Source organism: Parabacteroides sp. MSK.9.14, assembly GCF_019041495.1.
GTDB classification, from domain to species: Bacteria; Bacteroidota; Bacteroidia; order Bacteroidales; family Tannerellaceae; genus Parabacteroides; species Parabacteroides merdae.
Map to the genome: position 1 here is coordinate 81,226 of NZ_JAHPXO010000006.1, position 23,862 is coordinate 105,087.

General features: G+C 46.8%; 13 protein-coding genes. 8 read left to right on the top strand and 5 right to left on the bottom strand.

Annotated features, from left to right (window positions below; all coding sequences use genetic code 11):
• Positions 1 to 77 precede the first annotated feature (77 nt).
• From KTG12_RS05025 to KTG12_RS05035, 3 genes are all read right to left on the bottom strand, one after another.
• Entirely contained in the window at positions 78 to 1,532 is a 1,455-nt protein-coding gene (locus KTG12_RS05025; protein ID WP_005641393.1) for a PD40 domain-containing protein, read from the bottom strand.
• A 9-nt stretch (positions 1,533 to 1,541) separates the two neighbouring features.
• On the bottom strand, positions 1,542 to 3,287 hold the full coding sequence (locus KTG12_RS05030; RefSeq protein ID WP_155144091.1) for a DUF6057 family protein: 1,746 nt from the start codon (positions 3,285 to 3,287) through the stop codon (positions 1,542 to 1,544).
• Between the two features lie 874 nt (positions 3,288 to 4,161).
• Positions 4,162 to 4,713 (bottom strand): RNA polymerase sigma-70 factor, encoded by a 552-nt coding sequence (locus KTG12_RS05035; protein ID WP_005641404.1) that lies wholly within the window; start codon positions 4,711 to 4,713, stop codon positions 4,162 to 4,164.
• Positions 4,714 to 5,047: 334 nt separating this feature from the next.
• Here KTG12_RS05035 and KTG12_RS05040 point away from each other — a divergent pair, with 334 nt between their 5' ends.
• From KTG12_RS05040 to KTG12_RS05075, 8 genes are all read left to right on the top strand, one after another.
• The gene (locus KTG12_RS05040; RefSeq protein WP_005651130.1) at positions 5,048 to 5,617 is read left to right on the top strand and encodes an RNA polymerase sigma-70 factor; all 570 of its coding nucleotides are present in this window, start codon (positions 5,048 to 5,050) and stop codon (positions 5,615 to 5,617) included.
• Positions 5,618 to 5,747: 130 nt separating this feature from the next.
• On the top strand, positions 5,748 to 6,719 hold the full coding sequence (locus KTG12_RS05045) for a FecR family protein (RefSeq protein WP_005641410.1): 972 nt from the start codon (positions 5,748 to 5,750) through the stop codon (positions 6,717 to 6,719).
• 141 nt (positions 6,720 to 6,860) lie between these two features.
• Positions 6,861 to 10,088 carry a TonB-dependent receptor gene (locus tag KTG12_RS05050; protein WP_005641412.1) on the top strand — a complete coding sequence of 1,076 codons (3,228 nt, stop codon included), beginning with the start codon at positions 6,861 to 6,863 and terminating at the stop codon, positions 10,086 to 10,088.
• Positions 10,089 to 10,104: 16 nt separating this feature from the next.
• Positions 10,105 to 11,718, top strand: a complete 1,614-nt coding sequence (locus tag KTG12_RS05055) for a RagB/SusD family nutrient uptake outer membrane protein (protein ID WP_216945412.1) — start codon at positions 10,105 to 10,107, stop codon at positions 11,716 to 11,718.
• A gap of 64 nt (positions 11,719 to 11,782) precedes the next feature.
• Positions 11,783 to 13,339, top strand: coding sequence for a glycosyl hydrolase family 65 protein (locus KTG12_RS05060; protein ID WP_005648419.1), 1,557 nt, complete (start codon positions 11,783 to 11,785; stop codon positions 13,337 to 13,339).
• A 17-nt stretch (positions 13,340 to 13,356) separates the two neighbouring features.
• The gene (locus tag KTG12_RS05065) at positions 13,357 to 15,210 is read left to right on the top strand and encodes a glycoside hydrolase family 127 protein (RefSeq protein WP_155144088.1); all 1,854 of its coding nucleotides are present in this window, start codon (positions 13,357 to 13,359) and stop codon (positions 15,208 to 15,210) included.
• Positions 15,211 to 15,230: 20 nt separating this feature from the next.
• The gene (locus tag KTG12_RS05070) at positions 15,231 to 17,270 is read left to right on the top strand and encodes a beta-L-arabinofuranosidase domain-containing protein (protein WP_005641420.1); all 2,040 of its coding nucleotides are present in this window, start codon (positions 15,231 to 15,233) and stop codon (positions 17,268 to 17,270) included.
• Positions 17,271 to 17,465: 195 nt separating this feature from the next.
• Positions 17,466 to 21,419, top strand: coding sequence for a hybrid sensor histidine kinase/response regulator transcription factor (locus KTG12_RS05075; RefSeq protein WP_022322779.1), 3,954 nt, complete (start codon positions 17,466 to 17,468; stop codon positions 21,417 to 21,419).
• 30 nt (positions 21,420 to 21,449) lie between these two features.
• On the opposite strand, the gene KTG12_RS05080 is transcribed toward KTG12_RS05075, so the two are convergent.
• Positions 21,450 to 23,468 (bottom strand): beta-L-arabinofuranosidase domain-containing protein, encoded by a 2,019-nt coding sequence (locus KTG12_RS05080; protein WP_022322778.1) that lies wholly within the window; start codon positions 23,466 to 23,468, stop codon positions 21,450 to 21,452.
• Positions 23,469 to 23,631: 163 nt separating this feature from the next.
• Positions 23,632 to 23,862 carry a hypothetical protein gene (locus tag KTG12_RS05085; RefSeq protein WP_005651122.1) on the bottom strand — a complete coding sequence of 77 codons (231 nt, stop codon included), beginning with the start codon at positions 23,860 to 23,862 and terminating at the stop codon, positions 23,632 to 23,634.

Below are 23,862 nucleotides of genomic sequence, written 5' to 3' on the forward strand. Positions count from 1 at the left end.
TCGATTTTTTTCCAATTCCCCGATTCCAAGCCATGACAATATCCTGCAAACAGGAAGAATGACTTATTGTAAAAAAATCAAAAAGTTGAACAAGAAACGGATATTCCGCCCTGTTCTGCCAAACGGCGAATCTGATAAGAACGATTAGTCACTTTACCGGTGACAAACTCGGGAATATTATACGATTTCATCAAGCCGGCATAGTAGTCCGCCTCCTTTTGAGGGAGCAAAAACGGTTTACCGGTTTTGCCATCCTTCCCGACATACGCAATGAAAGGACGCGTGTACAATCCATCCAAACGCCTGCTGCTGAACACAACCCATCTTCCGTTGGACGACCACGAATGGTAACTTTCCGTATCATTGCTGTTGAGCGTTTCCGGATAGGAACCGACTCCGGACTTCAAGTCGATCATATACAGGTCGGCATCCTTATGCCAGATCGGGAAAGTGCCATAACCAGACAAAGTACAAAGCATGAACCGACCATCCGGAGAAACTCTTGGAAAAGAAACGCTTTTTCCATTCGCACGAGCATCAAACAGCGTATCCACCTGCGAACCGAACGTTCCGGATTCAGGGTCGAACGAGATGCAGCACAAGCTATAAGCCAATTTTCCAATGGAATCAGGCATCAAGCAAGCCGGAGCAGTGCAATAAAACAAACTCTTACCATCCGGAGAAAAAGAGGGAAACGTATCAAAACTTGACTGCGAAGCGAGTCCGGGCACAGACAAAAACGTATGGCGCTCCACATCGTAAACGATCACATCCGATGCCGTGTCATAAACCTCCGTCCGCTGAGTGGAATGCAACTGCTGGGTCGTCCTATTGATGGAAAAAGCGATGTAACGACCCGAAGGATGCCAATAAGGATAGGTAAAAGCTGATATCGTCTTATCTGTTTTCGTATCCAATAACTCGACCTCGTCTCCATCAACCAATACAGTCCCGGCCAACTTGGCACGCAAGTGGAACAGCATCTTGTCCGGATCATGGCCGCAGAAAGAATGGCAATTCACGCAATTATAGTCCGTCATCTTGTTCTCATAAACAGTCGTTTCATCAAAAGACTCCATTCCACGTTGGTAAATTCCCATTTTGTTCCATAATGCATAGCCAGGTTCTATCAAGCGATATACCAAATAAGGATCAACCGGATCTGCCGCCACATTCAACGATACGGGTTGCCAAATCTCCCACCGATCGCCCTTCTTACGCGCCACCGTAACCCGAACGGAATCATCTTTTGCCTCCTGCAAAAGCCTCTTCCATTTCTTTTCCGGAATCCTGACTTTCCCGTCGGGGGCCTCCACCTTGAATTTTACCACTCCTGCTTCCAACAAGACCGACACACGACATCCGTCCGCGCGGACCGTGAAGTTCAACGGAGCTATATTGTACGGGATAGTGGTTTGCGCATAATCAGGAAATAGAACAGGCTTCTCACCTAACCGTTTCCCATTTTTCCAATCCTCCGAACAAGCACAAAACAAAATTGCCGCCACCAAAAAGCAATAAAATCGTTTCATCGCGTACCTTTATTTCTTAAACATCAAATAAAACCAATAGGTATCTCCATACGAACCGGCCATGACATCCCGAAAATTGACATAGCCATGCTTCGTGTTCATATCCTGATCGAACGCACCGTAGCGCAACTCGACTTTCATTCCGACCCCTTTTTCGGGCCACAATCGGGGAGTCTTTTGATAAAGCGCTATCACGGCTTCCTGTTGGTGGATGGAAAGGGAAGGCCACACCTTCGTCCGGTAATACTTCCGATGCAACTCGTCAAAACGATTCAAAGTCTTGCCCAACAAATGAAAACTCAACAAGTATTGGAAAGCGACCGACCGGTCCGGATTGTTCACTGCCAACCGTTCCCACACTTCCAACAAATCTGCAGACACGGCATACTGTCCGCCTTTTCCCCACGCCCGCCTTTTCCCGCCCAACGACGGTTCTTCTTCCACAAGATCATCCCGATACAGATACTTCCGCCATTCAGCAGCCCATTCTTTGTAAAACAAAGTCTGCTCTAATATCCGGATGTATTTTTCCGCTACCGCATAAGCTCCGGTCAGGATATTCGTCTGTACCAAACGTTGCAAAAGACGCGGGTTTCCATCTACAGAGGAGACATATCCTTCAAATGCAAACTTTTGAGCGGAAGAGAGATCCCCCATTTGGTAGCAAATATCCGACAACACGATTGCCCCCGGAACCGTACTGTTCCATTCTGGCAATAATCCGCCTTTGCCTTGCTGCGGATAATGGAACAGTTTATCTCCCAATTCGCCCTGGCACGCCAAAGCCAAGTTCAGCAAGCTCAAAGTCCGCATGTCCGATACTGCCGCCTTATATCCGGCAACGACCTTATCCCATTGTTCTCCCCGCACATAATAACACAACTCCATGTTTTTCAACCAAATACAATTCTCTTTTTTTTTCATCCACCCCAAAAAGGCAACCAAAGGCAACAGCTGGACTGTGGTCCACCACCAAGCAGTCCGATCCAACACGCCTCTGCCTTTTCCGATCGGGAAGCAAGTCATTAAAAGCCCCGAAAGAAAAGCCAACCAAGCCCAATAGAGCTTATTCGCCTTCAACAAAGGCTCATAATAAAAATCCGGCAAAACGATCATTCGGTATTCCGGCTGCCAAAAGAAATGATAAGACCACCAAAGCATCAGGACAATCCCGAACGGAAGTGCCAGACATCCTTGCCATCCCTTCTCCCGCACCAACATCTCCCGGACCACGACTCCGGCAACGAACAAGGTTGCCACCGGCCCTGCCAAGACAAACAAAACAGCCATCAACAGCCAACCCGCCAATACCCGTTTCCACGGTACGACAATACGCACATAGAGTACAAAAGCCCCAAGCATGCAACAATAAGCAACCGTCCCCTGCAACCGGTAATTCACATCGACATGCAAAGGGAGCAAAGCCAGAATCGGGCAAAGAGCCGGTAAATAACAAAAGACAGGCGATGTCGTTTGCCGGCAGATCCGTTGCATCAGCACACCGATCCCCAAAAACAAACCGGTCGAAACCAACGCACCACCCAAAGGAAGATGATAGAATTGCAAAAGGAAACCACCCAACCAGCAAGCCAACCCGCCAGGTTGTCGGCATGTTTCCTCAAAACAAGCCCAAGTGAGAGGAAAAACCTGCAATTGTTCGACATAATAAAAATAAAACGGATACCATATCTGCAAAAAGCAGAACAGACAGCAGCAAACAGTTCCCCAAAAAAAGAATGATTTAGCCTTCTTCATCTTATCTATTATATATCATGCGGTAGCCAAGAACCCATCTTCTGTACCACCCTCTTGGATATATAGACTCCAAAAAGCACTTTCTCCCCTAAAAGAATCCCCGTTTTTACAGGGCAACCGCACCAAAAGTTGCTATCCGGAACCACATCTTTTCTTTTATGAAAATTTCGCAAACCAACTATCATACTATCATATCCGGTTGTTAACTACTGTTTCACAATACGTTAAAAAATGACAGTTGCTGTTTTTTACTATCATTCTACTATCATACATCTATCACACTTTTTACATGACTATTCATTTATATAGCTGATAATATGATATTTATGTTTATATATGCAAAAATAACCATCGACAAAACGGGGTCATTTAAATATAAAACGACCTTTTTCGCCGAATAAGATGCAAAAACAAGGCATAAAAGTACCTCCAACATGGCTGATAAACTTCTCTGCAGACCCGTCTGGGCTTCGTGCAGACCCGGGTCTGCACCTCTCCCGCGCCCGGGTCTCCGTGGCGGGTACACCCGGGTCTCAAGCGGTTTTGCAAACGGTTTTTGACAAAAGAAAAGCCTGTCTTGATGAAAAAAGAAGCCGTTTTAACATGTTTTGCACCTGTTTCCGGACGGTCACTGTTTTTATCGTATGATTGATACACAAGACATTATCGTTTTACACCATGATAGTTATGATAGATGAAGATAGTACAAAACGGCAACTATCATACCATAACATATTGGTTTAAACCGATATACAGGCGGATATGATAGTATGATAGTTGTTTTTGCAAAAACATGTATGTAATTAGTCTGTATGGGTCGGTGGCGAAAACGGATGGACGCTTTATGATTCTGGTACGGTTGCCCAGCCCGTTTTTACCACAAATAAGAATAAGAATCGCCCAAATGAATTCTGATTTTCTTTAAAGCAATCGTGATTTGCCCCTCCACCGTCTTCTCCGAGATATGGAGCTGTCCGGCTATTTCCTTATTGGTCAAATTTTCCTCCCGGCTTTTCCGGAATATTTCGCGGCATTTATCCGGCAAAAGCGACACCGCTTCTTCTATCAGATGATGAAGTTCCTGCAACTCCAATTCCGAATCATAGTTTTGCACAATCTCCATACCCTCCATTTCTTCCAGATAAACCGGAATCTTCTTGTCCCGGATATAGGTAAAAGACTTATTGCGTGCCGCCTGGAACAAATAGGCTTTCAAGGTCAGTTTTATCTCAAAGTTCTGCCGGTTTTCCCATATATAGGTAAAAATATCCAGAACCAAGTCTTGCGATTTTTCCCGGTCATGGATGTAATAAGTAATAAAACGTTCCAAAGAATCCGCATACTGATAAAACAAATGCCGAAAAGCGATCTGATCTCCTTGTTTAATCAATTTCAGCAATAATATGTCATCACTATTCGTATTCATCCGGATTCCGACGTTCTTTTTTATTTTCAATTCGGGTACAAATATACGAAGCTTATTTAATCTTTTTCACGGAAAACAAAAAATTTACCTACATTTGCAATGTCTGGAGAGACTGTATAAGGAATATTTCAGAAGTGCCTTTTTTCTGTTAAAGTCGCCAATTTTTTAACAACACGCAAGGCACAGGTGACCTGCTATATCAAGTGGGTTGCTTGTTCGTGCGTGTACAGGGGTTTGGCGACACCTAACAGGAAAAAGAACAGCAGCCCACTTCTTTTTTAACAATTATGCCTTTTCCGGCTGTTTGAAAGGCCACAATAAATATATGACAATAATGTCCGCCCAACAAAAAGAAGATCGTTTATTCGAAAACATCTACCTTTCCTACTTTCCAAAAATGAAACGCTTTGCACAAGAATATGTGATATCGGAACAAGATGCGGAAAATATCGTGCAAGACATGTTCGCGGAACTTTGGGAAAAACGAGAAATGTTTACTTGTCAAACAATCCGGATCGCTTATCTGTTCACCATCATCAAGAACAAATGCCTCAACCACCTGCGACATAAAACGATTGCCCTGGAAACCATCAACAATATGCAAGAAGAATATAACATGACCCTTCGTATGAATTTAGATTCTTTAGAAGCCTTCGAGCAACATATTTTCTCCGACCAAGATATTGAAGATTTAATTAACCGGGCCTTAGACAGCCTGCCGACCAAATGCAAGGAAATCTTTATCATGAACAAACTGGAAGGGAAAAAGCAAGAACAGATCGCCACCGAACTAAACCTCTCAACCAACACGGTCAGAAATCAAATCAGCATCGCCTATAAAAAGCTTAGGAACGAACTAAAGGACTATCTTCCTTTATGGCTTTTCCTTTTTCATTGCACATAGAATCGCGGAGATGTTTACGAGTGACAGTCTGGGGACGAGACGATGAATCCGAAATCCAACGTAAAAAAATGATTTTCTTTTGGTACATTTTTCCGGAGTAAGTGTTTACAGCATGTAACATTTCATTCGCATGGAAAGACAAATCGAAAAATATTTTCAAGAAGAACTGAATGCAGACGAAAGACTGGATTTCTTAAAACAGGTTGAATCTGATAACGAATTGAAAAAACAATTCATCAAATTCAAAAATACATACGCACTATTATCATTTTCCGATGCCGCCTGCGGGAAAAAGACTACTCGAGACAGCTACACCCAGTTCTTGTGTAAAATGAGAGCGAAACACATACGACAGATTTCATTCTACCTATTCAAATATGCAGCTATCATCACTTTACTCATTATATTCGCTTATCAGGCCGGCGTGAACCAGCATTCCGAAATTTTACAGGAGAATATCGAAAACAAACTGCACGTACCTGCCGGACAGCGCATCAAACTGACACTTCAGGATGGAACTACTGTATGGCTGAACTCCCACACAACTCTCACCTATCCTGCCATTTTTGACAAAAAAGAACGAAGAGTCGCCATAGACGGAGAAGCATTCTTTATTGTAGCTCAAGACAAACACAAACCGTTCATCGTCTCATCGCAAGGCATAGAAACGAAAGTATTGGGCACACAATTCAACATTTGCAGCTACCGAAAAAACAACGATGTGAGAACCAGCCTGATAGAAGGTTCGCTCCAAATCTATTTTACAGGGAAAGAAAATGAAAGTATCATATTGAGCCCCAACGAGCAAATAAGCATAAAAAACGGAACCATAAAGGTGGACACGATTTCTCATCATGACTATTTTTTATGGAAAGAAGGAATTTACAGTTTTAAAGACGAGTTGCTTGTTGATATACTGAACAAATTGCAACTCTATTATGATGTCCGGATAATCATAAGAAACCCGTCCATCAATCAAGAGAAATATACTGGAAAATTCCGACAACGAGACAGCATCGACGATATTCTCAGAATGTTACAAAAAATACACAAATTCAAGATACAAAAGGATGAAGAAAACAATATCATTACACTTAGTTAATCGAATGTTTAATATCTAAAAAAAATGCCTATGGAAACACATCTGTAAAAACAATGATTGATATCGGAAACATCCGTTATCAACAGACAAGCCTTTATCTACAAAATTCATTTAGTATTCACTTTATTACTTAGAAAAGATATGAAAATGAAAACTTTGTTACCGTCCTTCATGCTTTTCGCCTGTACTTTTCAGACGATAGCGCTTAATTCGGAAACACAAAACACAATCATAAAACTGGAACAGAGCGTGATATCAGTCGGCCAGTTGATCACTCAAATTGAAAATCAAACCGATTATCTGGTCGTTTTCAAAAGTCGTGAAGTAGACATAGAACGTTACATTACTGTCCAAAACACATCCGGGAAAATGATATCCTATCTTGAAGAAGCTTTCAAAGATACTGATATCACCTACGAATTCGACAACCGGTACATCCTCCTGTTGAAAAAGAACGATAAGGGCAGGACATCTCTTATCGGCCAACAAAGCCGGACCATCACAGGTACAGTAACCGACAACAACGGAGAACCCGTCATTGGTGCGAACGTGATCATAAAAGGGACTTCTATCGGAACAGTCACGGATATCAATGGGAAATACACCTTGGAAGTTCCACCAAAAGCCATCTTGCAAATTTCTTACATCGGCTACCTGACAAAAGAAATCGTTATCGATAACAACAAAACGGCCGACGTCATACTGATCGAAGACACCCAAAAGATCGATGAAGTGGTAGTTGTCGGATACGGTACGCAAAAGAAAGGGGAAGTGGCCAGTTCCATTTCCACAATCAAATCCGATAATTTCGTAAAAACACCGACTACGGATGCCGCACAACTGATCAAAGGGAAAGTTCCTGGCCTAAGTATCATTACGCCGGATGCCAACCCGACTTCCACCTCGCAGATCGCCTTACGTGGAATCACCACCTTGAAAGCCAGCTCCAGCCCTTTGGTGCTCATCGACGGGATACCCGGCGACCTGAACTCCGTCTCACCCGATGACATCGAACAGATCGACGTCCTGAAAGACGGTTCCGCCGCCGCGATCTACGGAACCAGAGGAACAAACGGCGTCATATTGATTACCACCAAGAATGCCAATGGAGAAATGCCTACGGAAGTAGATGTCAATGCTTATCTTTCCACCCAGCAAATCACAAAGACCTTGCCGTTCATGAAAGCAGACGAATATCGCCGACGCGTACAGGAAGGATGGCCGGGAGCCCAAGACGACGGTGCATCAACCGACTGGCTGGACGAAGTGACCCGTACACCGTTCACACAGATTTACAACATCAGCCTGCGCGGTGGCAGCCGTACGACCAATTATGTGGCCAGCTTCGAATACCGTGGTCTGAACGGCCTGATCAAACGTACAAACAACCAGATGTTCTACCCGCGTGTAGAAATCACTCATCGCATGTTCAATAACAAATTGAAACTGAACGCAAGCCTGAGCGGTTACAAACAAACCTATTTTTCCGGTTCCGATGGTGGGGGCTACAACAGCGAAGTATATAGAAACGCTTTGATATACAATCCGACCACTCCTGTGTACGACAAAAACGGCAATTATTCGGAAAGCACTAAAAACGAATACTTCAACCCTGTATCCCTCCTGAACGAAGTGGAAGGAGAAAACCAAGCAACCAACCTGCGCATGTTCGCCAATATCACTTATACACCAATCGAAGGATTAGATATCAAATATCTGTTTTCTTCCAATACCTATAACCAAGTCAGAGGATATTACGAGACCCAGCAACACAAATCCACTTGGAAAGACGGCAAAAACGGATATGCTTCCCGTGGTTCCACGCGCTCAAATGAAGATTTGTCGGAACTGACCGTACAATGGAGGAAAACCATTTTTGAAGACCATTCGTTTACACTCTTAGGAGGATATAGTTGGCAAAAGACGCATTACCAGAATTTTTACATGCAGAATTTCAATTTTCCCTCCAATGACTATACCTATAATAATATGGGCACAGGGCAGGCACTGAAAGACGGACGCGGAACGGAATACTCGACGGCCAATGAAAGCAAACTGATCGGTTACTTCGGCCGTCTGAACTACAGCTATAAAGGGAAATATATGTTTGCAGCCAGTCTCCGTCACGAAGGTTCCACCAAATTCGGAGCCGATCACAAATGGGGCAACTTCCCATCTGTTTCTGCTGCCTGGAACATCAAAGGAGAACAGTTCCTGGAAGACACCGATGTCTTGTCCATCTTGAAACTACGTGCCGGATATGGTGTCACGGGAACGGTTCCAAGTGATCCGTATATGTCACTGAACACGCTGAACTTCGGAACTTATGTTTATTATAACAATCAATGGATCAAAACCATCAGACCGGATTCAAATGCGAACCCCGAATTGAGATGGGAAAAGAAAAAAGAGATCAACATCGGTGTCGACTTCGGTTTTTGGGAAGATCGCATCACAGGTAATATCGATTACTACAATCGCAAAACAGAAGATTTGTTATGGGACTATGACGTGCCATCTCCTCCTTACCTGTTCTCCCGTATGGTAGCAAACGCCGGATCGATGCGCAACCAAGGAATAGAAGCCGGTATCACGGTCATCCCTGTCCAAACAAAAGATTTCCAATGGACGACATCCATGAATTACTCGACAAACAAAAACGAACTTTTGTCACTTTCCAACGATCAGTTTGTCTCCAGCGGTTACTCGGATCAAGGTTCTACGGGAGAACCCTTACAAACGACAACCCACCGCATTCAGGAAGGACAACCGATTGGTAATTTCTGGGGATACAAAAGTATCGATATCGATGAGAACGGACACTGGATCATAGAAGGAGCCGACGGCAGTCCGAAACCGATATCACAACTACAACCGACAGACAAACAGATCATCGGGAACGGCCTGCCTAAACATTACTTGAACTGGAACAACACCCTAAATTGGAAAAACTTCGATTTCAACATGACCATGCGCGGTGCTTTCGGTTTCGACATCCTGAACATGCCACGCCTGCAATATGAATCGCCGGTCATGTTGTCAAGAGGGAACGTGCTGAATGCGGCATTCGATACGAAATACGGGAAAGTTCCTTTAGCGGCCGACCAAGAATTACAATATGTCAGCTATTATATCGAAAAAGGCAATTATTGGAAAATCGACAACGTGACCTTAGGATATACATTTAAATTCAATTCTTGGATAAAACGCTTGAGAATCTATGGCACGATTTCCAACCTCGCCACTATCACAGGCTACTCCGGCATTGATCCGGAAGTAAGCATAAGCGGCTTGGCACCAGGAGTCGACAATAAGAACCGTTATCCTTCTACACGGACTTACACATTAGGAATATCTGTCAAATTTTAATCGTAACGTAATTATCATGAATACTTATACAAAATTTTTTTTAGCGTTATGTTGTTCCGGAACAATCGTTTCCTGTAGCAATGACTTGGATGAAAAAGTATATTCCAAAATAACCGAACAAACCTACAATTACACGGTCGACGATTTCTCACCATCTATTGCCAGCGTATATAGCCAACTCAGAAGTTTCCCCAGTCATGGAGGATATTTCACGACACAAGAGGTCAGTGCCGACGCCATCGTCATGCCCCCTAACGCTTCCGGCAGGGATGATGGCGGAGTCTATCGACGTATGCACTACCAAACATGGAACTCCGAACAAGGACACGTCTCAGAAATATGGTCCAACTTCTATCAAGGCGCCTTATTATGCAACAAAGTGATAGAACAAATAGAAAACGGTATTTTACCGGCATCTTCCGAAGCGGACAAAACAATGGGATTAGCGGAATTACGGGCCATGAGAGCCTATTATTATTGGCAAATCTGCGACAATTTCGGAGACGCTCCGTTAGTCACGACAACCACGATGGAACTACCCTCCAAAAGTAACCGTAAAGAGATCTTCGACTTCATAGTAAAAGAACTGAAAGAAATCATCCCTTCTTTAAGTGAAGAACAAGGCGGAAATTTTTACGGACGGATGAACAAATGGGCGGCAAAGACGCTGTTGGCAAACATATACCTGAATACCAAGGTATATACAGGCGAAGAACACTGGGACGACTGTATCCAACAGTGTGATGACATCATAAACAGCAACAGGTTCGCATTGTCCGACAACTACAAAGACCCCTTCCGTTCTACAGGCGTGGAAACATCCAAAGAGGTCATTTTCACCATCCCGTTCGATGCAAATATCGCCGGGGGTAATTCGATCCACATGTTTTCCTGGCACGGGGAACTGAAAAAGAAATACGAAACCGAAGCGACTCCTTGGGGATGCGGTTCAGCTATGGGGGTCACTCAATTCATCGACACGTATGATCCCGAAGATTCCCGTCTGGCCGATAGCTGGCTGATGGGCGAACAACGAGCTGCAGACGGAAGTCCTCTATACGGGACATACGACAAAATGGGAGAACCGCTTGTCTATACGAAAGATCTTCCGGACGGGAATTACACCAGTGAGATGGAAGGTTTTCGCATGAACAAATTCGAAATCGTAAAAGGCGAGCAATCCTCATCCGAAACGGATGTGCCTCTGTTCCGATACGCAGAAGTACTCCTGATGAAAGCGGAATGCTTATTGCGTTCGGGAAAACCAGGAGCCGGCCTCTTGGTCACGGAAGTCCGCAAACGGGCATTCAAAGACAATCCCGAATTAGCGATAGTAACCGATGCACAGTTACAAGAAAACAGTTCATATCAATATGGCTATGTGGAACACTACACCGTTACAGACAAAGGGAACACGGACCTCATCCGATTCGGTAGAATGTATGACGAACTGGGTTGGGAATTCGCATGGGAAATGCACCGCAGACGAGACGCCATCCGATTCGGTGTTTACACGAAAAAAAGCTGGCTCTCGCATAAACCACAAGGTGATTACCGATCCGTCTTCCCGATACCCGAAAAAGTTTTGACCTCCAATCCCAACTTGGAACAAAACCCCCATTATAAATAACAAACGTAATCAACTTACAAACCTCGCAGGGAAGCAAGCTTCCCTGCAAATAAAAAATGTCCTTATGAACAAACTTGTAATCCTTCTCCTATACTTTCTTCTCACAGTCACGGCTTTTCCATATACAACCACAGGGCAGGTCCTTGATCCCGCCATGATAGGCTCGTATATCGACCGGTTCAACATGCAAGACAAGGAATTGTATGTGCAACATATTTCAAACGGACAGGCAAAAGAATTCTTATCCGGCAATATACCGCTATTCGAATGTCCGGACAAAAACATAGAGGAAATCTATTATTTCCGCTGGTGGACTTTCCGGAAACATTTGAAAAAGACACCGGACGGGTTCATCGTAACCGAATTCCTTCCGGATGTCCCGTGGGCCGGAAAGCACAACGGCATCTGTTGCCCTGCCTGGTTCCACTTTCGGGAAGGCAGGTGGCTGAAGTATTCCGGTTTCCTCAAAGACTATGCGTACTATTGGCTGAAGGGAGGAGGTGACACGCATTCCTACAGTTTTCCCGTTGCCCATGCAATCTACCAATATTGTCAGATCACGGGGAATTATCAATTGCTGAAAGAGTTATATCCGGAACTTTTACAAAACTATTCAGAGTGGAAGAAAAAAAAATTCATAGCTGAAAAAGGATTGTTCTGGCAAAAAGACGGAGAAGACGGCATGGAAGTTTCGATCGGCGGACACGGTTTTCGGGTAACCATCAACTCATATATGGCAGCCGAAGCCGCCACCTTATCCAAAATCGCACATTGGAAAAACGACAACCAAGCACAAGCACTCGAAACCGAAGCCTGCCGGATCAAAGAAAACATGTTCAAATATTTATGGGACCCCAAAGCGGAATTTCTAAAAGTACTGTCTGTTGAAAAAAACGCTTCTTTAAAAGACGTACGCGAACTACACGGATATACGCCTTGGGCATTCGACCTGGCTTCCGCGGACTATGCCGTCGCCTGGAAATTCCTGATGAACACACGACATTTTCTCGCTCCTTACGGGCCAACAACTGCCGAACAATGCCATCCTCAATTCAAAGTTGCTTACGAAGGACATGAATGCCAGTGGAACGGTCCTTCTTGGCCATACGCGACCTCGATGACATTGGTCGGATTGGCTAATTTGTTAAATAATCAAACGCAATCTTTTGTAGATTCACGAGATTTCATAACTTTATTCTCGATTTATGCACGAAGCCTGTATAAGAAAGACGCGAATGGCATACTAACACCATGGATTGACGAAAACCTGAATCCTTTTACTGGCGATTGGATATCCAGGACAATGTTGTCAACACGTCACCAAAAACCCGAAGAACGCGGAAAAGATTATAATCATTCTTTATTCTGCGACCTCGTCATCAACGGGTTAATCGGAATCCGGCCAAGTGAAGAAGAGGAACTCGATGTCAACCCGTTGATACCGGAAGGATATTGGGATTACTTTTGCCTGGACAATCTGACTTATCGTGGCAAAACAATATGCGTGCTTTATGATAAGACAGGTGATAAATATAAACGAGGAGCCGGACTGTCGATTTTCATCAACGGGACAAAGACAGCCACCTCTCCTACTTTGACAAAAATAAGTTGCAAATTATAACATTAAATTTTAAAACCATGAAACAGTATTTTGTACTACTCTTTGCCTGTATGGCACTATGGGGATGCGGCGGACAAGACCAAATAGAAACCCCGCCTTTGAAAATAATCGACCAGATAGACTTCTCGCACGTGCACATCCGGGACAACTTCTGGTCGCCACGTCTCGCCAAGCACACATCGGCTACACTCCCTGTCTGTATCGACCAAATAGAGAACCAAACCGGAAGAATGCAAAATTTTGAAAATGCAGCCAGAGGGACAGGGAAGCATTCCGGTATCTTCTTCGACGATTCGGACGTATATAAAGCGTTGGAAGGTATCGCCTACAGCCTGATCAACAACCCGGACCCCGAACTGGAAAAGAAAGCGGACGAATGGATCGACAAGATCGCGGCAGCCCAACAACCGGACGGATATATCAATACATTCTACACACTGACCGGACAAGACAAACGTTGGAACAACATGGACAAGCATGAGATGTATTGTGCCGGCCACATGATGGAAGCCGCCGTCGCCTATTACCAGGCAACCGGAAAACGGAAACTGCTCGATGTGAGCATCCGTATGGCAGACCACATGATGGAACTGTTCGGTCCCGGCAAGCGCCATTGGGTGCCGGGACATGAGGAGATCGAATTGGCTTTGGTGAAAATATACCGGACAACCGGTCAGGAAAAATATCTCGACTTCGCCAACTGGCTGCTCGAAGAACGCGGACACGGACACGGGAGCATGGGTGGCGAAGGGAAATGGGACCCAGCCTACTACCAGGATGTTATCCCGGTAAGAGAACTGACCGACATTTCGGGGCATGCCGTCCGTTGCATGTACCTGTACTGCGGGATGGCCGATGTGGCAGCCTTGAAAAAAGACATCGCTTATGTCGAGGCTTTGAACCGCCTCTGGGACGACGTAGTACTACGTAACATGTACGTGACCGGCGGGATCGGCTCTTCACGGCACAACGAAGGCTTTACCGAAGACTATGACCTGCCGAACCTCGATGCCTACTGCGAGACATGCGCTTCCGTCGGGATGGTCTACTGGAACCAACGCATGAACCAGTTCACAGGCGATTCGAAATACATAGACGTACTGGAACGTTCCATGTACAACGGTGCGCTAGCTGGCGTCTCACTGGCTGGAGACCGCTTCTTCTACGTCAATCCGCTGGAATCGAACGGAGACCATCACCGCCAGGCCTGGTACGGGTGCGCCTGCTGTCCGAGCCAGATCTCGCGCTTCCTGCCTTCCATCGGGAACTATATCTATGGGACATCGGACAAGGCCTTGTGGGTAAACCTCTTCATCGGAAACACCACCGAAGTCACGATCGACGGGAAAAAGGTCGTCATGAAACAAGAAACGGACTACCCTTGGGACGGGCTGGTCAAGCTGACCGTCACCTCCGAACAACCGCTCGGCAAGGAGTTGCGCATCCGTATCCCCGGATGGTGCAAGTCATACACCCTGTCGGTCAACGGGAACAAAGTCGACAGTACGACCGACAAGGGATATACCGTCATCAAGGAATGGAAAACCGGCGACTTGATCGTGCTCAACATGGACATGCCGGTCGAAAAAGTATCAGCCGACCCGCGCGTGCGGCAAAACACGGGCAAGCGCGCCCTGCAACGCGGACCGCTGGTCTACTGCCTCGAAGAGACGGACAACGCGAAAGGCTTTGCCGACCTCGCACTGACGCCCACCTCCTCATTCGAGGTCAAAGACGAACCGGACAACCTGGGTGGCATCCGCTCAATCAAAGCCATATCGAATGGACAAACACTACATTTCATTCCTTACTATGCCTGGGACAACCGCAAAGCAGGCAAGATGAAAGTATGGATCGATTATCAAGAATAACATAACATCATCCTATCACCATGAACAAATTGAAAAAAATTTTCCTGACAGCAGTCGCCACCCTCACGGTGGCGACTGTCTCGGCCGCCGGCGAAGAACCCGCAGCCGAAAGTTACCGGAACAACCGACACCCGCTCTTGCAAAAAGACTACATCCAACTGCCTCTCGGAACCATCCGCGCCGAAGGGTGGATGCACGACCAACTGACCCGTATGCGCGACGGAATGACCGGCCACTTGGATAAGGTCTACACGAAAGTAATGGGTCCCCGAAACGGATGGCTCGGCGGTGACGGTGACGTGTGGGAACGGGGTCCGTACTGGATCGACGGACTTCTGCCGTTGGCTTATCTCCTGAACGACCAAGCCCTGATCGAAAAGGTACAACCTTGGATCGAATGGACCTTGGCATCACAAAAGCCCAACGGCTACTTCGGCCCCGATACCGACCGCGACTACGAACCCGGTCTGCAACGCAACAACGCGCAAGACTGGTGGCCCAAAATGGTCATGCTGAAAGTCATGCAACAATACTACACGGCTACGCAGGACCGGCGCGTGATCGACTTCATGACCCGATATTTCCGATACCAACTGGACGAACTGCCCAAAAACCCGTTAGGCAAATGGACCTTCTGGGGCGAACAGCGCGGAGGGGATAACCTGATGGTCGTCTATTGGCTGTACAACATCACCGGCGACAAATTCCTGTTGGATTTAGGCGAGTTAATCCATAAACAGACGTTCAACTGGACAGATATCTTTTTAAATCAAAATCATCTCAGACGCCAACACAGCCTGCACTGTGTGAACCTCGCACAAGGTTTCAAGGAACCGATCGTTTATTACCAGCAAGGCAAAGACTCCAAGCAAATCCAAGCCACCCGCCAAGCGGTCAACGACATCCGTCACACCATCGGATTGCCTACCGGCCTTTGGGGAGGAGACGAACTGCTGCGCTTCGGCAAACCGACGACAGGCTCAGAGCTCTGTACCGCCGTAGAGATGATGTACTCACTGGAAACGATACTGGAGGTCACAGGGGACATGCAATGGGCCGACTACCTGGAGCGCGTGGCATACAACGCCTTGCCCACTCAAGTGACCGACGACTACTCCGCCCGCCAGTATTACCAGCAGACCAACCAGATCGCCGTCACCCGCGAGTGGAGGGAGTTCTCCACCCCGCACGACGACACCGACCTGCTTTTCGGCGAGCTGACCGGCTATCCCTGTTGCACGTCCAATCTTCACCAAGGCTGGCCCAAATTCGTCCAGAACCTCTGGTACGCGACTGCCGACAACGGACTCGCCTCCCTGCTCTTCGCCCCCTCGCAAGTAACGGCACGAGTGGCAGGAGGAATCGAGGTGAACCTGAAAGAGGAAACGGCCTATCCTTTCGAGGAGACAGTACGCTACCATGTTTCGTTTACGGACAAGAAAGTGAAAAAGGTCTTCTTCCCCTTCCACCTGCGCATACCGGGCTGGTGCAAGCAACCGGTGGTCAAGCTCAACGGCAAACCGCTGACGGTCGATGCCTATCCCGGAACCGTCACACGTATCAACCGGGAATGGAAAGAGGGCGATATCCTATCCCTCGAACTGCCGATGGAGGTGACCGTCAGCCGCTGGTATGAAAACAGCGCTGTTGTCGAACGGGGACCGCTGGTCTATGCCCTGAAGATGAACGAGAAATGGGAAAAGAAAGCGTTTGAAAGCGATAAGTCCGACGTGTACGGCAAATGGTATTACGAGGTGACGTCTGACAGTCCCTGGAACTACGCCCTGCCGGCCCGTTCCTTCTCGCCCGACCGGATCAAGGATGCTTTCACGGTAGAAAAATCAGACATTACCACCCCCTATCCATGGAATGTCGAGAACGCCCCCATACGCATCAAAACGAAGGCAATGCGACTGAACGGCTGGACGCAAGTCAGAGGCTCGGCAGGTCCGGTACCCTACTACACGCAGCAAGGCAAAGACTTTGGCGACGAGGAGACGATCGAACTGATCCCTTACGGATGCACGACCCTCCGGATTACGGAATTTCCGGTAAGATGATCCGGCTCTCCATCCCGCCCCACGTCCGTCCGGACAGGGCGGGACGGATCGTACCGAAAGTCCCCTACGTTTGCCGCATTGAACTATTTACGACGCCAAGTTACTACCACCCATAAACCGAATTTGTACCTCGATATTGAGTGTTTTGCAAAATTCCTTTACATTTGTACTTTACAAAAAAAACACTCGCAGGGCATGAGAACATTCCTTATCATTCTACTGGGCACGCTTTCGCTCCTCCTCCCCCGGTCCGGCTGGTCGCACGACCTTTATTTCCGCCACTATACCAACAAACAGGGATTGTCGCACAACACGGTTTATTGTGCCCTACAGGATAAAAAAGGATTCATGTGGTTCGGGACGGACGACGGATTGAACCGTTTCGACGGACATCAGTTCCGGATATACCGCTACAACTCGTACGAGCCGGAAAGTCTGCCGAACGACAGGATCATCAGCCTTTTCGAAGATTCGACCGGTAGGATATGGGTCTGCACCTATTCCCACACCTGCTATTACGACTATCAAACAGATGCTTTCCATCCCCTGACCTTTTCCGACAGCAACAACGCCCCAGAATATTTCCAACAAATCAGAGAAGATAAAAAAGGGAATTTGTGGCTGATGAGCTACAACCGGATCGCCCGCTATGCCCTTTCAGGCGAAAGCAGTCCGCATTTCTACCCCGAAGGGGAGCAGATAAGCATGATAGACATCACGATGAACGAAGAGAGCGAGCCGATCCTCGCCGGACGCAGCGACCTGTTTTTCTACAAACCGGAGGCAGACAAATTCGCCCGTATCCCGATACTGACTGAAAAGGAAAAAGAAAATCCGATCAACCTCACCAAGCTTTGCCTCGTGCCGGATTGGGGAATACTGGTCGGGACAGACCGGGCAGGACTCAAGTTTTACGACCGGCACAACCGGAAAACGGAAACAGTCATCCCAGATATACAGGTTCGCGACATCAAGCAGTGTAGTGAGAATACGTACTGGATCGCATCCGAGTCCGGTGTCTACATCCTGAATATGGCAGACCGGAGCATCACGCACCTGCAAAAATCGTTGACAAACGAATATACGATCTCCGACAATGCAGCCTATTCGATCACAAAAGACCGTGAAGGAGGGATATGGGTTACCACCTTTTTCGGAGGAATCAACTACCTGCCCAAAGAATATGTCCCGTTTAAATATTTTATCGGAGGGAAAACCCATCCGGGAATGCCGGGAAATGCCGTACGTGAAATCTGTCCGGACCGATACGGCAACCTCTGGTTAGGAACGGAAGATAACGGGATCAACCGCTATAACCCGACTACCGGCAAGATCACGAACTTCTCCCGTACCAACCCAGTCCACCCGCTTTCGGCAACCAATATCCACGGCCTGCTTGCCGACGGCAGCCGGTTGTGGGTAGGGACATTCAACACCGGAATCGACCTTCTGGACATCCCTTCCGGGAAAATCATCAAACGATATACCCGGAACAATACCGACAACCTGCTTCCGGCAGACTTCATACTCTGCTTTTGCAAACTCTCCGAAGACGAAATCCTGATCGGGACCTCCGAAGGGCTTGTCCTCTTCCATAAAAAAGAAGAATGTTTCACCCCTTGGAAAACAGAGATTAAGTCGATGGTACGTCAAATCTACAAAGACAGCAAAGGGGATATCTGGGTTGCGACCACCTCCGGCGCTTATCGCTATTCTAAAACTGACAAGAAGTTAGCGCACTATACATCCAACCGCGAGCGGTCACAGACCATCGGCGACAACAACGTGACATCCATATTCGAAGATTCGAAAAAACGGATTTGGGTGGCAACGACCTATGGTTTCTCCCTCTACAACGAGATATCGGATTCATTCAACCGCATCACGGTTGAAAACGGACTGCCCAGCAATATCGTACACCGTATTTTAGAAGACGACGAACATCTTTTCTGGATTGCAACGGCCAACGGGCTGGTTCGTTTTAACCCGGAAACATATGTGATGAAGACTTTCTCGTACACGGATGGCTTGCCCGAAACGCAATTCAACTATTGTTCTGCCTACAAGATGCCGGATGGGATCATGTATATGGGAACGATAAACGGAATGATCGCCTTTAATCCGCGCGATTTCAAAGAGGATGTTTATTCACCGTCGGTATGTATCACTCGCATAGATGTGCAGGACGACCGCATCGGTGCCCCTAAATATAATGTCAACCAGATTATGAAAAACGGAGAATTGAAACTTCCGCATAACCGCTCCACTTTTACCCTTTCGTATGTGGCATTGAGCTATACATCTCCAGACGCGATCCAGTATGCCTACCGTTTGGAAGGGAGTGACAAAGACTGGATCTATATGAAGCAGAATAAAGACGTGACCTTTGCCAACCTGTCACCCGGCGACTATGTTTTCCGGGTAAAATCGACCAATAGCAGCGGGGTTTGGCAAGATAACGAGACGACTCTTCGGATCACGGTGACACCGCCATTCTGGGCTACCGGATGGGCATTACTCATTTATTTCACGATCTTATGCCTGCTGATCGTACTCTGGTATAACTATAAAAAAGCCAAACTGGAAGAAAAACACCGCATCAACCGTGAAATATTCGAAAGTAAGAAGGAAAAAGAACTTTATAATGCAAAAATACAGTTCTTTACCTTTATCACGCATGAAATACGGACACCTCTTACCCTGATAAAAGCCCCGCTGGAAAAAATCCTTCGTTCAGGGGATGGAACGCCCGCCACACAGGAGAACCTACGAATCATCGAGAAAAACACTGGGCGACTGTTAGACCTAAGTAACCAACTATTGGACTTCCGCAAGACGGAAAGCCGCGGGTTCAAACTGAACTATGTCAAGACCGATGTCGTCCTCTGGCTGGAAACGATCCTGCATCCGTTCCGTCCGGCTTTCGAACAGGGAAACAAGAATTTCACAGTCAAGCTGCCGGATCTACCTTTCGAGGCCTGTCTGGACCGAGAAGCATTCTCGAAGATCGTCAGCAACCTGGTCAGCAATGCACTGAAGTACTCGGACAGCCGGATATCGCTCGAATTACTCCCTCCTTCAGGTGAAGAGCGCATGTTCACCCTGCTCGTCACCAACGACGGGCATCTGATACCCGACAGTGAAATCGAAAATATATTCAATCCGTTCTACCGCCTCAAAGAGACAGAAAACCAGCAAGGAAGCGGTATCGGTTTGTCGCTGGCCCACTCTTTGACCGAATTCCACTGCGGCAGACTGTTCTATCGACAAACGCCGGACGGCTTGAACCAGTTTGTCCTGATGCTCCCAGAACAGCAGGAAGACAGTTTCCAGACCACTGCTGGAAAAGAGAAAGCGGAAATAGTCACATTGGCCGAAACGGGCAAATCGGTTATCTTAATTGTCGAAGACCAAAATGATATGCGCCATTTCATCGCCCGCGAACTGGCGGAAACATATCAAGTGCTAGAAGCGGAAAACGGGAAAGTAGCTCTTGATCTGGTCCGTAAAAACACGGTCAACCTAATCATCAGCGATGTCATGATGCCGATCATGGACGGCTTCGAACTTTGCAACGAAATGAAAAACGATGTCAATGTCAGCCATATCCCGTTTATCCTGCTGACAGCACAACACAACCTGCAATCACGCCTGAAGGGACTGAACTCTGGAGCCGATGCCTATATGGAGAAACCGTTCTCTATCGAACTGCTGACGGCCCAAGTGGGCAACCTTTTGAAAAGCCGTAAGCTACTGAACAAAACCTATTTGGAGAAGCCGTTCGCCCCGGTAGCCTCTCTCGCCGTTTCGCAGGTGGATGATATTTTCCTTCGCAAACTGAACGATTATTTGGAAGAACACCTCAGCAATGAAGCACTCTCCGTTGAGATGCTTGCCGATACGATGGGAATGAGCACTTCCAGCCTCTACCGCAAAGTTAAGGGTCTGTCCGGTCTTTCTCCTAACGACTTCATCCGCATTGCCCGCTTAAAGAAGGCGATCCTGCTGATGCAGAACGGAGAGAACCGCATCAGCGAGATCGCTTTCCAAGTCGGCTTTTCGTCACCTGCCTACTTCTCCACCTGCTTCCAGAAGCAGTACGGAAAGACTCCATCAGAATATATGAAGCACTTAAAAATTGAGAATTAAAAATAGAGACCGATCATTATTTTTTAATTCTCACCGCTCTGCCACTGGGAAAGCAGAAATCCTCAACCTTGCCGCTCCCATAGGGACCAAGGTGATTTCATCCAGGCAGTCGGACTTGCGGGCGTTTTCGTATGGAAGGACTCCGCATAATCCGTATTCGTCAATTTTCCACTCCGGCACCAAACGTCCCTGAGCCTTAAATTCCATCGGGACGGAAGAGAGAGTGAAAGGATTGTTGTCCGACGGCCAGTTTCTGCGTTGCAACGTGATAGGTGACTGGACTCTCAAGGCATAATTCCACGGGCTTGCAGGCAGAATCTCGAATGTCGGCCATGCGGAGGCATCCGCTCCTTCCTGCCATTTGGAATCCCAAACAGCAGTCTCGGTGCTGGGCATTTGCTTGTATTCTTCCTCTATTTTCAAGGACAGGGTTAGCGGACCGTAATCGACACTGACACTATTCTTATTTACCTGCCACTGACGAACGGCATATTCCATCGGAAGGTTCAGGACTACCTCATCGCCATCTTTCCATTCCCGTTCGATACAAGCGTATGTTCCGGGAGCAAGCTTTGTTTGCTGTTTTTTTCCGTTGATCAAGACAGATGCATTTTTACACCAGGACGGGATGCGGAGATAGAAGGGGAAAGATACGTTTTCGGACGTTCCAACCGTAAAACGTGTCATTTCCTCAAACGGATAATTCGTCTGTTCACGTAAGGTGATTTCCGTTCCATCGCCCACCTTTACATTTGCCTTACAAGAATTGTATAAAACGGCGGCTACCCCGTTATCCGGCGTCGCCAACACCAAATGTTCGACATAATAAGGCCAGCCGAAACCATGATTGTGCTGACAGCAACGACTGCTGAACGGGTTCATGGCCAAAAACGGACCGGAATTATCCAATCCCGGATGATGATTGCGAGAATCACTGATCGCCATATTCGGACAAGTCAGATAACGAAGCGCCCGGTAATCAGGCATCAAAGAAGCTGGATAACTGTTGAACGCGACATCTTCGAGGTGATCAGCCCAATAAGGATCGCCACTGATCAAAAGCATGATCTCGTCGGAAGCCATCTGCTCCACAAAACCACAAGTCTCCGTACCCTGTCGAGGATCGAAGAAACCGATACGGGCATTCTCATCCGCCCCAAACATTCCACCAGGAACTTGGCCGAAAGCACGGCGTACCAAACTCTGGACATTATAGCTGGCAGCCAACATCGCCGAATCTTTTGTAAACAGGAAATAAGTGGCAGGTTCGCGAAAACACTGGGCGACATTCACATTGTGCCAGTTAGGAAGCTGAGTCGATTTTGTCCAATCCGCCGTATTCCTGTGAATCTTTTCGGCCAACGGAAGAAGTGACTCGTCACCCGTGCGGTTATACAGCCAGACCACACTCCAAAGATTATCCCCCCCGCGGCTATTTTCCCAATAACTCGACAGGAAAGCGTCATCGGGAACCGTTTGCAGATAATGACAATAGCGGGTCATGAAGTCAATCACCCGGTTATCGTTCGTATATTCATGATAAGATTGCATGATCCAAAGGACGATCATGTTCGGCCAAAAATCCTGCTTGCCGTTATTCAAATGCACCGGCCCGAAATTACCATCCGCCCGCTGACTTGACAAGATGGCCTCTATCCAGAATTTCGTTTCCTTCAACAAAGTTTCGTCTCTCAAGGCATACGCCATATTACCATACCCTCGCAACCAGTAGGGCACTTCTTCCCACCCCCATTCACCTCCGTTTTTCAACCAGGCATTGTTTTCCTTTTGCAGCCAGGCACTAATCTCCCCCAAATGACCACAAAGTCCATCCTTCTGTAATTCGATCTGTCGCCTGATCCAGCCTTCTGGCTCGATACTTCCGGCGGGCAGCTTAATAAATTGCAACGGTTGCAACGGAGCCCGGTTACTTACATAGTAATCATTATGAGATGCAGTGGACAAACGTTCCATTGTCCGGATCTCTTGCGTCTGCTTACCTGCACACGACGCCAACAGAATTGAGAAAAATAAAATCGTCTTTTTCATGCTTATCAGATTTATTGGGCAAAGGAAAGGATTATGACAGAAAAACATGATAAGAAATCAATCAAAAACATATAAAAATCGTTCTATCACTTTCTCCTGATGAAAAAACAATAGAACGATATTAAATCCTTTGGTTACTTCTCTTTCTAAAGAAAAGCAACAATCACTTTCTTAACTGGCTCAGTCCATAATACAGCAAACGGAGTACAACCGACAATCCGTAAAAGCCACACGTAATGAGTAGCATCCACAACGATTGTGTCCAAAGCTCGGACCAGCTTGTACCGTATGCTATGATTGAGATAATGTTCATCAGATAAGCGAGCGCGATACAGACACAGAATATCTTGATTTCCGTTTTTTGTCTCTTTACAGATAATACGATCTCTTTCAT